Below are 14,029 nucleotides of genomic sequence, written 5' to 3' on the forward strand. Positions count from 1 at the left end.
ACGGGAGGAACATTACGATGAAAAAAATGCTGACAGGAATACTTTCTGCTTCCATGCTGTCTCTGGTGCTTGCAGGCTGCGGCAGCAGCGACAAACCGCAGGAGGGAGCAGCAGGCGAAGCTGCCAAAGGCGAGCCGCAAAAGCTGGTAATCTCTACATGGGGCTTTTCTGAAGACTTTTTCCGCAAAGAAATCTACGAACCATTTGAAAAAGAGCACAACGTGAAAATCGTGCTCGAAATCGGAAACAACGCCGAGCGTCTGAACAAAATCCGCCAAGGCAGTTCCGACGTCGATCTGATCTATCTCTCCGACTACTATGCGCAGCAAGGAATCGACAGCGGCGTATTTGAAAAAATCGACCGCAGTCGCATTCCGAACCTGAACCAGATTTACGATATCGCCAAAGCGCCGCTGGGCGAGGACTACGGTCCAGCCTACACGATCGGACAATTCGGGATTGCCTACAATCCGAAGCTGGTCACAACCGAGATCAAAGATTGGAAAGACCTGTGGAGCCCTGAGTTGGCAGGCAAGCTGACACTGCCGAACATCACGTCCACCACAGGCCCGATGATTCTCGACAGCGCTTCGATGGTAGCAGGTAGCGCAGAGTTTAACGAAGACCAGGCGTTTGCAAAAATGAAAGAAGCGAATAAAGGCGTTGTGAAGTATTACGACAAAACTTCCGAGTACGTGAACATGTTCAGCCAGGAAGAAATCGCAGTGGGTCCGATCATGGAAATGTACTTCAAAGACATCCAGGCAGCCGTGCCAGAAGCGGTATTCGTCGCTCCGGCAAGCGGTGGCTACGCCGTAATGAACACCGTCAACATCGTCAAAGGCAGCAAAAACAAGCAACTGGCCGAGGACTTCATCAACTATCAGTTGAGCAAGGAAGTTCAGGAGAAAACAGCGAAAGCAAAAGTAGACTCTCCTGTAAACACGTCTGTGGAGCTGACAGCCGATGAAGCAAAAGGCGTGACTTACGGCGAAGAGACAGTGAACAAGCTGCGCAAGCTGGACATGAAGTTCGTCAACGAGCATTCCAAGGCGTGGATTGATCGCTGGAATCGCGAAATTACCCAATAACAAGCGCTTGAAACAGGACAAGGGTATAGACGTCAGGCGGATATACCCTTGTTTGTTTCAACTGAAGGAGGACCACTCGTGGAGCAAAAAATCATTCTTGATGTCGATACCGGAATTGATGACGCGCTGGGAATTATTTTGGCTATCAAGAGCGGTCAATGTGAATTGATCGGAATCACTACCGTAAACGGCAACGTATCCCTTGGCAAAGCGACAGAAAATACGTGCAAAATTCTCGATTTCCTGCAAGTGGGAGCAACGATTCCTGTCGTACGCGGAGCCTCCCAGCCGCTTTTTCGTCCGTTGTTTTTCGAGCATCGCATTCATGGCGAGGACGGGCTTGGCGGGGCACTGCGGGATGCGGAGGTGCTGACGCAGCCGCGGGAAGGCTTTGCGCCTGATTTCATTTGCGAGCAAGTGCTGGCTCGTCCCGGGCAAGTCACGCTTGTCATGACAGGGCCGCTGACGAATCTGGCCTTGGCTGTCAGAAGGTGCCCCGAGCTGGTCAAGCAGGTGAAGGAAGTCATTTTTATGGGCGGGGTAGTGACCGAGCACGGAAATGTGACCCCGGTGGCGGAGTACAACATGTACGTCGATCCGGAAGCAGCCAAGGTAGTGTTTCACGCCGGATTTCCGCAATTGACATTGGTCGGGCTGGATGTCACACGACGAGTCCTGCTTACCGAAGAACATATCAAGGAACTGGGCGATACGCCCATCGGCCGCTACGTGAAGCAAAGCACGTCCGATTACCTGGACCGCTACTTTGAACGCAACGGCGTGCGCGCCTGCGCCATGCACGATCCGCTGGCTGTTGCGGTCGCGCTGGACCGTTCGCTGGTGACGACGAAGAAGCTGTATGTCGATATCGAAACGAAAAGCGAGCTTTGTGACGGGCAAACGGTTTGCGACTTTCAGAACCGCCTGAAAAAAGAACCCAACATGAACGTCTGTCTGGACGTAGATGCAGATGCGTTCTTTGCGCGTTTTCTCGGCGCATTGAAAGCCTGACGATACCGTGAACAGGAGTTAATTGAATGAGAAAAAAGGGTCTTTATTTATTGCTGCTGCCTGGTGTGCTGTTTTTGACGCTGTTCATGGTCATTCCGATCGTGCTGACGATTGCGTCCACGTTTTTCCATGAAGGAAGCTTTACCCTGCAAGGCTACATGCAGTTTTTGACGGACAAGTATTTCATGAAAATTTTGCTGACGACGCTGCAGGTCAGTCTCGTCACGACCATTGCCTGCATCCTGCTCGGCTTTCCGGCTGCGTACTACATTTCCAAGTTAGGCCCGCGCAAAAAGGGGATTTTGCTGGCATTGGCGATTTTCCCGCTGCTGACCAGCTCTGTCGTGCGCTCGTTTTCCTGGATGATTATTCTCGGCAAAAAAGGCTTGCTGAACAGCTCGCTGTTGTCGATCGGACTGATTGAAAAACCGCTGGAAATCTTGTACACCCCGACTGCGATGATGATCGGTCTGATCCATCTGTTCCTGCCGCTCATCATCATTACGCTGGTGGGCGTGATGGAAAACATCGACCCGGATTTAATCAAAGCGGCCGAAAGCCTGGGCGCGTCCAAATTTACGGCGTTCCGCCAGGTGATTGTACCGCTTAGTGTGCCAGGGCTTATCATCGGCAGCATTCTCGTGTTTGTCGGCAGCCTGACCGCCTACACTACACCTGCGCTGCTGGGCGGGAAGCAACGCGTCATCTCGACGTTTCTCTACCAGAACGCGATTACGCTAAACGACTGGTACATGGCTTCGGTCATTGCCACGATCATGATCGTCATTACGTTTGTCGTCATTTCCTTCATGAACAAGCTGGCGACGAAACTAAATCCGAAGGGGTAGAAGCTATGCAGGAAAAAAATCGCGGGTTGGCCCTGTTTACCCTTCTCGTCTTTGCTTTTTTGCTCGGGCCGCTCATTATCATATCCTTTACATCGTTTGAGCCTGGGAGCGTCCTGAAATTCCCGCCGGAAGGCTTCTCCCTGCGCTGGTATGAAAACATCTTTAACGTAGAAATGTTCATGACGACGTTCCAGACGTCGATGCTCGTATCGTTACTGGGCAATCTGCTGGCGCTTTTGCTCGGGATTCCGGCGGCGTATGCGCTCAGCCGCTTCCAGTTTCGCGGCAAAGGGCTGTTGAACGGCATTTTCATCTCGCCTGTCCTGATTCCGGGAATTGTCATGGGCTTTGCCATGCTGAAATACGTCATTGTCGTCTATCATTTGCCGATTTACGCCGGGCTGCTCGTCGGCCATACGGTGCTGATGCTTCCTTTTATCATTCGCGTCATCGCGTCCAGCCTGTCCAACTTCGATTTCGCCATTGAAGAGGCGGCGCTCAGTCTCGGCGCTGGCCGGCTGGAGACGTTTTTCAAGGTCGTTTTGCCTAACATTCGCTCCGGAATTATTGCGGCGATTCTGATTGCTTTTCTGGAGTCTTTCAACAACGTCGATATCTCTGTGTTCATGACCGGACCGGGAGTAAGCACGCTGCCGATCCAGATGCTGACTTACGTGGAAAACAACTTCGACCCGACGATCGCTGCCATTTCTGTCGTGCTCATGATGATTACGGCTGTTCTCATGTTCATCATCGAACGATTGATGGGGCTTTCCTACTTTACAAAACGATAACGGAGGCATCAAACATATGGCATTGCTCACGCTGGAAAACGTATCGGTTGCCTATGACAATCAGTACATTTTGCAAAACTTCAATCTGAATATCGAGAAGGGCCAGCTCATCTCCCTGCTGGGGCCGAGCGGCTGCGGCAAAACGACGACGCTGCGCCTGATCGCGGGGTTTCTGGAAGCAAAGGACGGCCGCTTCCTGTTTGACGGCAAGGACTATACGCGGGTGCCGGTCAACAAGCGCAACTTCGGGTTTGTGTTTCAGAGCTACGCCTTGTTTCCGCACTTGTCCGTCTTCGACAACGTGGCGTTCGGCCTGCGTCTGCGCAAGGTGAATGAAGCAGAGGTCAAGCAGCGCGTCCTGCAAATTTTGGAGGTTGTCAGTCTTGGCGGTTTTGAAAAACGGTTCCCCAAGGAGCTGTCCGGCGGGCAAAGACAGCGCGTGGCGATTGCCCGTGCCCTGGTGATTCAGCCTGATCTGCTGTTGTTCGACGAACCGCTAAGCAACCTCGATGCGAACCTGCGGATCAACATGCGCGTGGAAATTCGCCGCATCCAGCAGGAGCTGGGCATTACGACAGTGTACGTGTCGCATGACCAGGAGGAGTGCTTCTCCATCTCCGACCAGGTGGCGATCATGAACAAAGGAATTATCGAGCAACTGGACGACCCGGCGACGATTTTCAAATATCCGAAGACCGAGTTTATCGCGCGGTTTATCGGCTTTACCAACTTCATCGACTTCGCCGAGCGCACGGAAGCGAACGGAGAGATCGGACTGCGCGTGGGCAGCCATCAGTTCGTAGCAGCCAAGCACCCTGGAACAGCAAGTCCTACCGGCAAAAAATGCGCGATGCGTCCGGACGATCTGCTGGTGACGACCGAAGAGGCCGATCAGCCAGGCATGAACCGTTTGCACGGCAGCGTCAAAGTCAGCACGTTTTTGGGCCGCAGCTATCAGTACGTCGTGGAAACAGAGCTGGGCGACTTTACCGTCAACCAGGAAATGGAGACCCCTTATCGGAGCGGCCAAAAGGTCAACCTGCTGTTCCCGAAAGACAAAGTGGTGCTCGTGGACTAAAGACAGGAGGGCTTTTTGTGAAAGTTGATTTATTGATTCAAAACGTACAAGTGTTCAACAGCTATTTCAAACAGTTCCGGGAAGGAAACGTCGCGGTTCTGGACGGGCGCTTTCTCTACATCGGCGAGCGGAATGCCGAGACGTTTGAAGCGAGCGAGATCATCGACGGCCAAGGCCGCTACATGATCCCCGGCCTGGTCGACATCCATCTGCATATCGAAAGCACGATGGTAACCCCGGAGACGTTTTCTTACGGATTGATTCAAAACGGAGTGACGACAATCGTCCCGGAGCCGCACGAGATGGCGAACGTGTTCGGAATCGAAGGGGTCAAGGAAATGATCCGCGCCAGCCAGGACTGCGTAGTAGACATGAAGTACGCGATTCCAAGCTCTGTTCCGGCGACCTCGATGGAGACGACTGGAGGGTCCGTGGAAATTGCCGACATGGACGAGTTGTTGGCCTCCGGCGACATCGTCTGCATGGGCGAGATCATGAACTACGTGGATATCATCCGCGACGAGAACTGCAAAACGAACCGGATTTTGGAGCACATTCGCAAAACGTATCCGAAGCTGGTCGTCGAGGGGCACGTGCCGAAGCTGCTTGACCTGGATTTGCATCGCGTCATTTACGCGGGCGTGGACTCCGACCATACGCACCAGACGGCGGAAGGTATGGAAGCGAGAATCGCGGCGGGCATGTTTTTGGAGGTTCAGGAAAAGTCAATGACAGAAGAAGTCATGGACTACTTGATCCGCGAAGATGTTTCCGAGCATTTTTGCTTTGTGACGGACGATGTGATGACCGACTCGCTGTACAAGCGCGGCCATCTGAACCATATCGTGAAAAAGGCGATCGGCATGGGCATGCCGCCGGAGCGCGCTATTTACGCCAGTACGTTTACACCAGCAAGACGCATGAACATGACGGATCGCGGGGCGATTGCTCCGGGCAAGATTGCCGATTTTGTACTCGTGTCGGATTTGCGCGAGCTTGTGATTGAGCAAGTGTACAAAAACGGGCAAAAAGCGTTCGACGCCCGCGAACAATACCGTCAGGTCGCGCGGACGAAGCAGTTCCCGGCGCATTTTTACGAGAGCATCAAGCTGTCGCCGCTCACAGAGAGCGACTTCCAGGTCACTACAGATGCGCCGGACAACCGCTATCCATGCCGTGTCATGCTCGTCCAGAATGGCTCGACGTTTACCGAGGATCACCGCGGGATCGTCGAGGTGCGGGAAGGAAAGGTGTGCTGGGAAGAAAGCCCGTACGGCCTGATCGCGGTCTTTGAGCGCTACGGCAAAAACGGCAACCGCGGCTACGGGCTAATCAGCGGCGACACGATCAAGCGCGGAGCGGTAGCGACCAGCTATTCGCACGATAACCACAACTTGCTCGTCGTCGGCCACAATCCGCACGACATGATGGTGGCAGCCAACGAGGTCATCCGCAACCAGGGCGGTTTTTGCGTAGTCGAGGACGGCAAAGTAATCGCCAACCTGCTCTTGCCTGTCGGCGGTATTTTGACAGAGGAACCGTTGGAGAAGACGGCGAAGGAAGTCGAGAAGCTGCGCCGGGCCATGGAATCGCTCGGGTACGAGCACTACAACCCGATCATGTCGATCAGCACGCATTCGCTGCCAGTCAGCCCTGCGCTGAAGCTGACCGATTTGGGCCTGATTGATGTGAATGCAGGAAAAGTCGTGCCGCTGCTTTTGATGTAGGATGACATAGCAAACCCCGGGAACAGCAGATGTGCTCCCGGGGTTATTTGCATATTTGCATGTGCATCGGCAATGCATTGTTCATGCCAGCAGCGCCAAGAGGTGTGCCGTATCGGCCTCTGACGCGAGCGAGGCAGTCGTGCTCGCCAACCGCTCGGCAAGCGTGGGATCGGCTGTCAGCACGTCAGCGAGCTTTTGCTGCACTTCTGCTGCGGTCAGCGCATTGCCCGGAGCGCCGCGCGGACGATCGACGCGCTCGCAATACACCTGTCCGGCTTTTGTCGTGATCTCGACGATGGTAAAACGCCCTTTGGGCACCGCTTCCGGCGCGGGCGCGATCTGGCTGTCGTAGGCCCGCTGTACACGCGGCAAAAAGGCGAGAATGTCCGGGGCAATCGGCGCTGCCGTGAAGCTTTCCAAAGACAGCGAGCGTCTGTGCAAAGCGAGGCTCGCCACATACTCGACGCTGAAGCGCCCTTGCTCGCCCGTGCGCGGCTCTCTCTCGACGAGCGCAGCGTCCCCCTCGGGCGGAAAAATGATGCGAACCGCCTCCAGCTCAGCAGGCGCAAAGGCGTGGCGCGCCGCCAGGCGAACAGCCGCGTCCGCAGCGTGATGGGCAGCGGAGCAAAACGGATAAATTTTGAACCAGAGTCCCGGCGTGACGATTCGCCAGGAGGCGCCCCAGTCTTGCAGCAGCACGGAGTTTGCCAGCTCTGGATCTCCGTAGACGGCAAAAAAGCCGTGTTTCCCGTCCAGCGCCTGCGAGCTGCCGCCGAAGTCTGCTTCCGCCAGTCTGACTGCAAGCAAGGCAGACTGGGCGGCGAGCCCTGCGTGCAGCGGCTTTGTTTCCGTGCCGAATTGCGCGCGCAGGCCGCTCGCCTGGGTGGCGGCAAAGCCGATCGCTTTTTGTAACTGTTCGGCAGAAAAGCCTTTGGCGTAGCCTGCCGCAACTGCGGCTGCGATCACCCCGAGCGTAGACGTATTGTGCCAGCCTTTGATGTAATGGGCGTCCCCAATCGCGCGTCCGAGACGGGCCATGACTTCGACGCCGATGACATAGGCGGCGAGAAACCGCTGGCCGCTGACGGAAGACACGGCGGCCACGGAGATGAGCGCAGGCAAAATCACTGTGCTGGGATGGCCGCGCACATCGGAATGCACGTCGTCAAAATCGAGCGCGTGCCCGATGTAGCCGTTCAACAGGGCAGCCGAAAGAAAACTGGCCTTGCGCTGTTGCCCGATGACAGGAACTTCGGCGCGGCCGCCTTCTGCTTCGGTAATGCTCCACAGCTTCGCCAGGCCCGCATCCTCGCGCGCGGCAAAGCTGGCAGCCAGGTAGTCCAGAATTCCCAGCCGCGCTGCTGCCATGGCGGCAGCGTCGTTTTCCGGGCGAGAAGAAACGACGAGATCAGCCAGCTTCTCTGTCAGCCGTCTGTCTCGTCCTGTGCTCGCATGTACATGTGTCACGGTAGGGCCACTCCCTTTCCCCGCCTACGAGATGAAGGAGGCCGGGGCGTTTATTTGCTGCAAAAACCGCTGCGTGCGCTGGTTTTGCGGGCGGTCAAACAGTTCTTCGGGGGTTCCTTGCTCGACGATTTTGCCATCCGCCATGAAAATGATGCGATCCGCTACATGGCGGGCAAAAGCCATCTCGTGCGTGACGATCAGCATGGTCGTGCGCTTTTCCGCAATCGCCTTGATGACTTGCAAAACCTCTGCCACCAGCTCGGGATCGAGCGCGGAGGTCGGCTCATCGAGCAAAATCGCATGCGGGTCGACAGCGAGCGCGCGGGCGATGGCAACGCGCTGCTGCTGGCCCCCTGACAAGGTGATCGGGTAGCTGTCGGCCTTGTGCGCCAGACCGACCTGCTCCAGAAGCGCCCTGCCGATTTTGTCCGCTTCGCTCTGCTTCATCTTTTTCGTGATGATGAGCGATTCCGTGACGTTTTGCAGCGCGGTCCGGTTTTTGAACAGGTTGTAGTTTTGAAAAACCATCGCGGTCTGCTGGCGCAGGTGGTGCGCTTCCTTGCGCGAGTATTTCTGGGCGTCCAGTGTGGCCTGCCCGATTTCGATTCGTCCGGCGTCCGGGCTTTCCAGCAGGTTGAGGCAGCGCAAAAGCGTTGATTTTCCTGAGCCGGAAGGGCCGATGATGGCGACGACCTCGCCCTGCGCCACTTCGATGTCGATGCCGTCCAGCACGACCAGATCGTTAAACTGCTTGCGCAGATTCGTTACTTTAATCATGGCAATCCCTCGCTAGTTTTTATATGGCCTGCTCAGTCGTTTTTCCAGCCATTCCTGCAGGAGACTGTAGACGATCGTCAACGCCCAGTACACAATCGCGACGGCGAGGTAGATTTCGAAAAACTTCAGCGACGCAGACGCCATCATTTTTCCTTGGGCGAACAGCTCGGCGACCCCGAGCGTAAAGGCGAGAGACGTCTCCTTCACCAGCCCGATAAACGTATTGCCCGAGGCGGGGATGGCATTGCGTGTCGCTTGCGGGAGGATGATGCGACGGTACGCCTGGGCCTTGGTCATGCCGACAGCCAGACACGCCTCAAGCTGGCCGTTCTCGACAGAGTCCAGGGCGGCACGGAAAATCTCCGCCAAATAAGCCGAATTTTTGATGCTCAAGCCAATAATCGCTGCCGTCAAGGCGTTCATCGCGCTAAACGACGGGAAAAGCTGCGGCAAGCCGTAGTAGATCAGAAAAAGCTGAACGAGCGTAGGCGTGGCGCGAAAAAAGGAAATGTACACGTTGGCGAGCTGATAGAGCACGGGTACCCGGTTTTTCGTGATGAGAGCGAGCACAAGCCCAATGGCAATGGCGAAAATCATCGCGACGACCGCCATTACCAACGTGAGCGGCAAATATTTGAGCAAGGTAGGGAAAACCTCTAGCATGTATTGCCCGTCAAAATTCATCGTGCACGCACCGCCTATTTCTGGATTGGCGCCGTAACATCAGCCTTGAAATATTTTTCTGAGAGCTGCTTCAGGGTGCCGTTATCGCGCAGCTCTGTGAGCACTTTGTCAAACTCTGTGCGCAGTTGGTCGTGTTTCTCGTCTTTCGGGAACGGGAAGGCTACTTCCTCATAGGTGATCGGATCTCCGGCCAGCTTCAGCGGCAGCCCGGTTTTTTCGATTTGCGCCAGGAGCACGCTGCGTCCGTTGATGTAGGCGTCGATCCGGCCGTAGGCGACGTCGTTGAGCGTGCCTTCTTGCGTCTCGTAGGTGCGGATGTTGATTTCGTTGTTCGGGTCCTGTTTTTGCAAGTTTTTCGTATGGTTCGAGCCGAGCACCGCTCCGACGGTTTTTCCTTTCAGATCGGCGACGGAATGGATGTCGTTGTTGTCGTTTTTGACGATGATTTGCGTTCCGGCGTAAGCGTAGGTTTGGGAAAAGTTGAACTTCTGCTTGCGCTCATCCGTAACGGCTACCTGGTTGGCGACCGTATCAATCCGGCCTGTTTCAAGCTGGCCCATCACGCCGCTGAACTCGGCGAGGTGCCATTCGATTTTGTAGCCGAGCTTCGCTGCGATTGTCTCTGCAACTTCGACGTCGAAGCCTTGCAGCTTTTCCCCTTCCTTGTAAGCGAACGGGTAGCTTTGGCCTGTTGCGCCTACGCGTAAAACTTTTTCCTCCTGGGCGCCTGATGCAGCCTGCTCGCCGCCACTGCCGCAGGCAGCGAGCAGGAGGGAGAGGCCGAGTGTAATCGCGAGGATGCCTTTATGTTTTTTCATGTGAATCTCTCCTAGTTGGTTGATTTTTTGGGGGAGTGCTGCGCCCGTTGAGCTATGGCAGTGGCGTGTACAGCTCTTTGCGGAAAAAGATCGTCGTGTGGCCGCGGCCGAGATCGGCTTCTCCGGCACGCACATAGCCTCTGCGCTCGTACATGGCGGATAGCCACGGATGCTTGTCGGCCGTGCCGAGCGATACGGCAGGAGCCTTCAATGTATCCCGGACAATGCTTTCCTCCACCCATGTCAAGAGAGTGGAGCCGACGCCTTTTTTGCCGATGGCCGGATCGACGGCGAACCACCATATATGGGGAAGGCCAAACGGTCCGGGCTGAGGTCCCCAAGGCATGCGCAGCGAGACGGTTGCCTGAATCCGCCCAGCTTCCTCCAGGACGTAGCAGGCGTTGTTGTGGATATTTTTCTGGACGAGTGCCAGGTCGGCTGTGGCTGCGGCAAAGTGAATGCCCAACTCGCGGATGGGAGCGTAGGCTCGCAGCGTCAGGTCCAGCAGCTCTGCTGCATCGTCAGCGGTTGCCAGACGGAAAGTTGTTGTCATGTTGTCTCCCTCGCACTTCTCGCGGCAAACGGGTCCAGGCGATACGTTTGTCGGCATCGGCTGGCCGTTTGCGGCGTTTATGTTTTAGCTGGATACGTGTGTCCCGTTGGCTTGCCGGTTCGTATAACGATTGGCAGGGCGCTTTAAGCCGAGATGCTCGCGCAGCGTATTGCCTTCGTATTCGGTGCGGAACAGCCCGCGCTGCTGAAGGAGCGGCACGACCTCATCGACGAACACGTCCAGACCCTCTGGCAAAAGAGGCGGCATCAGATTGAAGCCGTCGCAGCCGCCTTGCTGCACCCATTCCTCCATCTCGTCCGCAAGCTGCTCTGGCGTCCCGACAAAGATGTGGTGGCCGCGCGATCCGGCGATGTACTGATAAAGCTGGCGGATCGTCAGCTTTTCCCGGCGCGCCAGGTTCAGCACCAGCTCGAAGCGGCTTTTTACGCTGTTCGTCTCCGGGATGTCGATGTCTGGCAGCGGACCGTCGAGCGGATACGGCGTCAGATCGAAGCCGCCGAGATAGCTGGAAAGAATTTTCAACCCGACAGAGGGCAAAATCAGCTCTTGAAGCTGCTGGAATTTGGCCTGTGCGGCTTCTTCCGTATTGCCGAGAACCGGGAAGATTCCCGGCATGATGCTCACCTCGTCAGGAGAGCGGCCGTAGGAGACGACTTTTGCCTTCACGCTTTGGTAAAAGGCTTGGGCGTCCGGCAAGTTGTTTTGCGCCGTGAAAATGACTTCCGCTGTGCGGGCGGCCAGGTGCTGACCGGGCTCGGAAGACCCTGCCTGAATGATGACGGGATGCCCCTGGGGCGGTCTGGCTACGTTCAACGGTCCGCGAACGGAAAAGAACTCGCCGCGGTGCTGCAACTCATGCAACTTGGCCGGATCGAAAAAAACGCCGGATTCCTGCTCGCGAATGAGGGCGTCGTCTTCCCAGGAATCCCACAGTCCTTTTACGACCTCGACAAATTCTTCTGCGCGCTGATAGCGCAGGCTGTGCTCGGGATGCTTTTCTCCGCTAAAGTTCAAGGCCGTCGATTCGATCGAGGAGGTGACGACATTCCACGCTGCACGGCCGTTGCTGATGTGATCGAGCGAAGCGAACTGGCGGGCGATATGAAAAGGCTCGCTGTACGTCGTAGACGCTGTGGCGGCCAGGCCGATTTTCGAAGTGACGGCAGACAGCGCCGACAACAGCGTAAACGGTTCAAAGCGTGCCAGCACATTCGGATGGGAGTCGGGACTGATCGACAGGCTGTCCGCGAGAAACAGCATATCCAGCTTGCCGCGTTCGGCTGTTTGCGCCAGTTGCTGAAAATAGGCGAGGTTCATGCTGCCGTCGGTTTGCGCATGAGGGTGACGCCAGGATGCGACGTGATGACCAGTGCCGGCGAGAAAAACGCCGATTTTCAGATGTTTGGGGGCCTGTGCCATCTCCTTCTACGCTCCTTTGGTTGTGGGTAGGAATCAAAGTGCACAATTCCAATTTAAATAGTCGGTTTTTATAGTTTTAAAATATACGCCTGTTCGCGCACCATTGTCAATGTATATAAAAAATTTTAACAGTGAGTTTTCTTTCGCGATGTCTGCAATTTTCTTATGCTAGACTTTCATTTTGTGCTAAAGTGCATAGAGAAGCTTTTTGCAGTGCTTTTCAACACGTTTCTACTATATTAATGGTGTAGATATTTCTAATGTAAATGAGGAAGAACAATCATGCATGAGACTTATTCGTTAAAAGAAAAGTGGCGGCAGTTTCTGATGGTGTTGCTGCCCATCCTTATATCGCAGTTGGCGCTTTTCTCCATGACTTTTGCCGATACGATCATGTCCGGGCACGCCAGTCCGACTGACTTGGCCGGAGTGGCGATCGGGGCCAGCCTCTGGACGCCGATTCAAGCCGGATTGACGGGTATTCTCATGGCAGTGATGCCGATGGTGGCGCAAATGATCGGAGCGCAGCGCAAAGACCAGGTGCCCTACACGGTCATGCAGGCACTGTACCTGGGAGTGGCGATTGCCATCGGGGTGCTGATCGTCGGCGGCTTGGCGCTTGAGCCGGTGTTGAACAGCATGCAGCTCGAAAGCGACGTCAGACACATTGCCCGCGGCTTCCTGCATGCGATAGCCATCGGGATTGTGCCTTTGTTTCTCTACACGGTCATTCGCTGCTTCATCGACGCGTTGGGGGAGACGAGAATTACCATGTTCATTACGCTGCTCTCGCTGCCAATCAACGTCGTGCTGAACTACGCCCTGATTTTCGGCAACTTCGGTTTGCCGCGCCTGGGCGGAATCGGGGCGGGCTACGCCTCGGCGCTGACTTACTGGTGCATTTTGCTGATTAGCCTGGTTGTCGTGCAGCGCGTGCAGCCGTTTACCGATTTCGGGGTGTTCCGCAAGTTTTACCGCGTCTCCATGAGCGCGTGGAAAGAGCTGCTCAAGCTCGGCTTGCCGATCGGCTTTTCGATCTTTTTCGAAGTGAGCATTTTTGCCGCTGTTACCTTGTTCATGAGCGAGTACAGCACGATTACGATTGCGGCGCACCAGGCGGCGATGAACTTCGCTTCGTTTATTTACATGGTTCCGCTCAGCATCTCGATGGCTTTGACTATCGTGGTCGGCTTCGAGGTCGGGGCGAAGCGGTTTCGCGACGCCAAGCAGTACAGCTATTTGGGCATCGGCATCGCCACTGGACTTGCCCTGCTGTTCGGCACAGGCTTGCTGCTGTTCAACAGGCAGGTTGCCGGATTTTATACGACGGACATCGAGGTTTTGGAGCTTACGCAGCACTTTTTGATGTACTCGATTCTGTTTTTGATTTCCGATGCGGTGGCGGCGCCGATCCAGGGGATTTTGCGCGGCTACAAGGACGTTACGGTCACGTTTATCGTCGCCCTTGTCTCGTACTGGGTCATCGGGCTGCCGCTCGGGTACGTCCTGGCGCAGTACACCTCGCTGGCTGCCTTTGGCTACTGGATCGGGCTGATTACAGGCTTGGCGGCAGGCGCGATCTTCCTGTTCGGACGCCTGCTGTCCCTGCAAAAACGCATGATACGCAGCGTCTCGTAACCAAGCGTGGCGCAAGCAAAGCGGGAAAACTCCGGATGAGGGGTTTCCCGTTTTTTGCATGAAGACAGAAGGGCCAGCTTACACTATGAGCAGCCATGAAAAA

The 14,029-nt window shown here is 55.6% G+C and carries 13 protein-coding genes; 7 read left to right on the top strand and 6 right to left on the bottom strand.

All coding sequences use genetic code 11. From position 1 onward, the window contains the following. Window positions 1–17 precede the first annotated feature (17 nt). The 6 genes from BA6348_RS03970 (at window position 18) to BA6348_RS03995 (ending at window position 6,549) form a co-directional block, all read left to right on the top strand. The gene (locus BA6348_RS03970) at window positions 18–1,091 is read left to right on the top strand and encodes an ABC transporter substrate-binding protein (protein ID WP_007778336.1); all 1,074 of its coding nucleotides are present in this window, start codon (window positions 18–20) and stop codon (window positions 1,089–1,091) included. A gap of 78 nt (window positions 1,092–1,169) precedes the next feature. After that, window positions 1,170–2,102 (top strand): nucleoside hydrolase, encoded by a 933-nt coding sequence (locus BA6348_RS03975; protein WP_005830139.1) that lies wholly within the window; start codon window positions 1,170–1,172, stop codon window positions 2,100–2,102. Between the two features lie 26 nt (window positions 2,103–2,128). Further along, window positions 2,129–2,950: an ABC transporter permease gene (locus BA6348_RS03980; protein ID WP_005830136.1), complete on the top strand. Its 822-nt coding sequence runs from the start codon at window positions 2,129–2,131 to the stop codon at window positions 2,948–2,950. A 5-nt stretch (window positions 2,951–2,955) separates the two neighbouring features. Continuing rightward, the gene (locus BA6348_RS03985; protein ID WP_005830134.1) at window positions 2,956–3,744 is read left to right on the top strand and encodes an ABC transporter permease; all 789 of its coding nucleotides are present in this window, start codon (window positions 2,956–2,958) and stop codon (window positions 3,742–3,744) included. 16 nt (window positions 3,745–3,760) lie between these two features. Further along, on the top strand, window positions 3,761–4,822 hold the full coding sequence (locus BA6348_RS03990; protein ID WP_007778343.1) for an ABC transporter ATP-binding protein: 1,062 nt from the start codon (window positions 3,761–3,763) through the stop codon (window positions 4,820–4,822). Window positions 4,823–4,839: 17 nt separating this feature from the next. Beyond that, a complete protein-coding gene (locus tag BA6348_RS03995) occupies window positions 4,840–6,549 on the top strand; it encodes an adenine deaminase (RefSeq protein WP_122952566.1) in 1,710 nt (569 codons plus the stop codon). 81 nt (window positions 6,550–6,630) lie between these two features. Here BA6348_RS03995 and BA6348_RS04000 read toward each other — a convergent pair whose 3' ends face one another. The 6 genes from BA6348_RS04000 to BA6348_RS04025 all read right to left on the bottom strand — a co-directional run bounded on the left by BA6348_RS04000 (window position 6,631) and on the right by BA6348_RS04025 (window position 12,288). Further along, window positions 6,631–8,016: an MmgE/PrpD family protein gene (locus BA6348_RS04000; RefSeq protein ID WP_122952567.1), complete on the bottom strand. Its 1,386-nt coding sequence runs from the start codon at window positions 8,014–8,016 to the stop codon at window positions 6,631–6,633. Between the two features lie 24 nt (window positions 8,017–8,040). Then, window positions 8,041–8,793: an amino acid ABC transporter ATP-binding protein gene (locus tag BA6348_RS04005; protein ID WP_025848081.1), complete on the bottom strand. Its 753-nt coding sequence runs from the start codon at window positions 8,791–8,793 to the stop codon at window positions 8,041–8,043. Between the two features lie 12 nt (window positions 8,794–8,805). Further along, window positions 8,806–9,477 carry an amino acid ABC transporter permease gene (locus tag BA6348_RS04010; RefSeq protein ID WP_007778349.1) on the bottom strand — a complete coding sequence of 224 codons (672 nt, stop codon included), beginning with the start codon at window positions 9,475–9,477 and terminating at the stop codon, window positions 8,806–8,808. Between the two features lie 14 nt (window positions 9,478–9,491). Further along, window positions 9,492–10,295, bottom strand: a complete 804-nt coding sequence (locus tag BA6348_RS04015) for an amino acid ABC transporter substrate-binding protein (RefSeq protein ID WP_007778352.1) — start codon at window positions 10,293–10,295, stop codon at window positions 9,492–9,494. Between the two features lie 52 nt (window positions 10,296–10,347). Further along, window positions 10,348–10,848 carry a GNAT family N-acetyltransferase gene (locus BA6348_RS04020; protein ID WP_005830121.1) on the bottom strand — a complete coding sequence of 167 codons (501 nt, stop codon included), beginning with the start codon at window positions 10,846–10,848 and terminating at the stop codon, window positions 10,348–10,350. A gap of 84 nt (window positions 10,849–10,932) precedes the next feature. Continuing rightward, window positions 10,933–12,288, bottom strand: coding sequence for an LLM class flavin-dependent oxidoreductase (locus BA6348_RS04025; protein ID WP_122952568.1), 1,356 nt, complete (start codon window positions 12,286–12,288; stop codon window positions 10,933–10,935). A gap of 282 nt (window positions 12,289–12,570) precedes the next feature. Here BA6348_RS04025 and BA6348_RS04030 point away from each other — a divergent pair, with 282 nt between their 5' ends. Next, window positions 12,571–13,926 (top strand): MATE family efflux transporter, encoded by a 1,356-nt coding sequence (locus BA6348_RS04030; RefSeq protein ID WP_005830117.1) that lies wholly within the window; start codon window positions 12,571–12,573, stop codon window positions 13,924–13,926. The last annotated feature ends 103 nt before the right edge of the window (window positions 13,927–14,029 follow it).

Source organism: Brevibacillus agri, from assembly GCF_004117055.1.
GTDB lineage: Bacteria > Bacillota > Bacilli > Brevibacillales > Brevibacillaceae > Brevibacillus > Brevibacillus agri.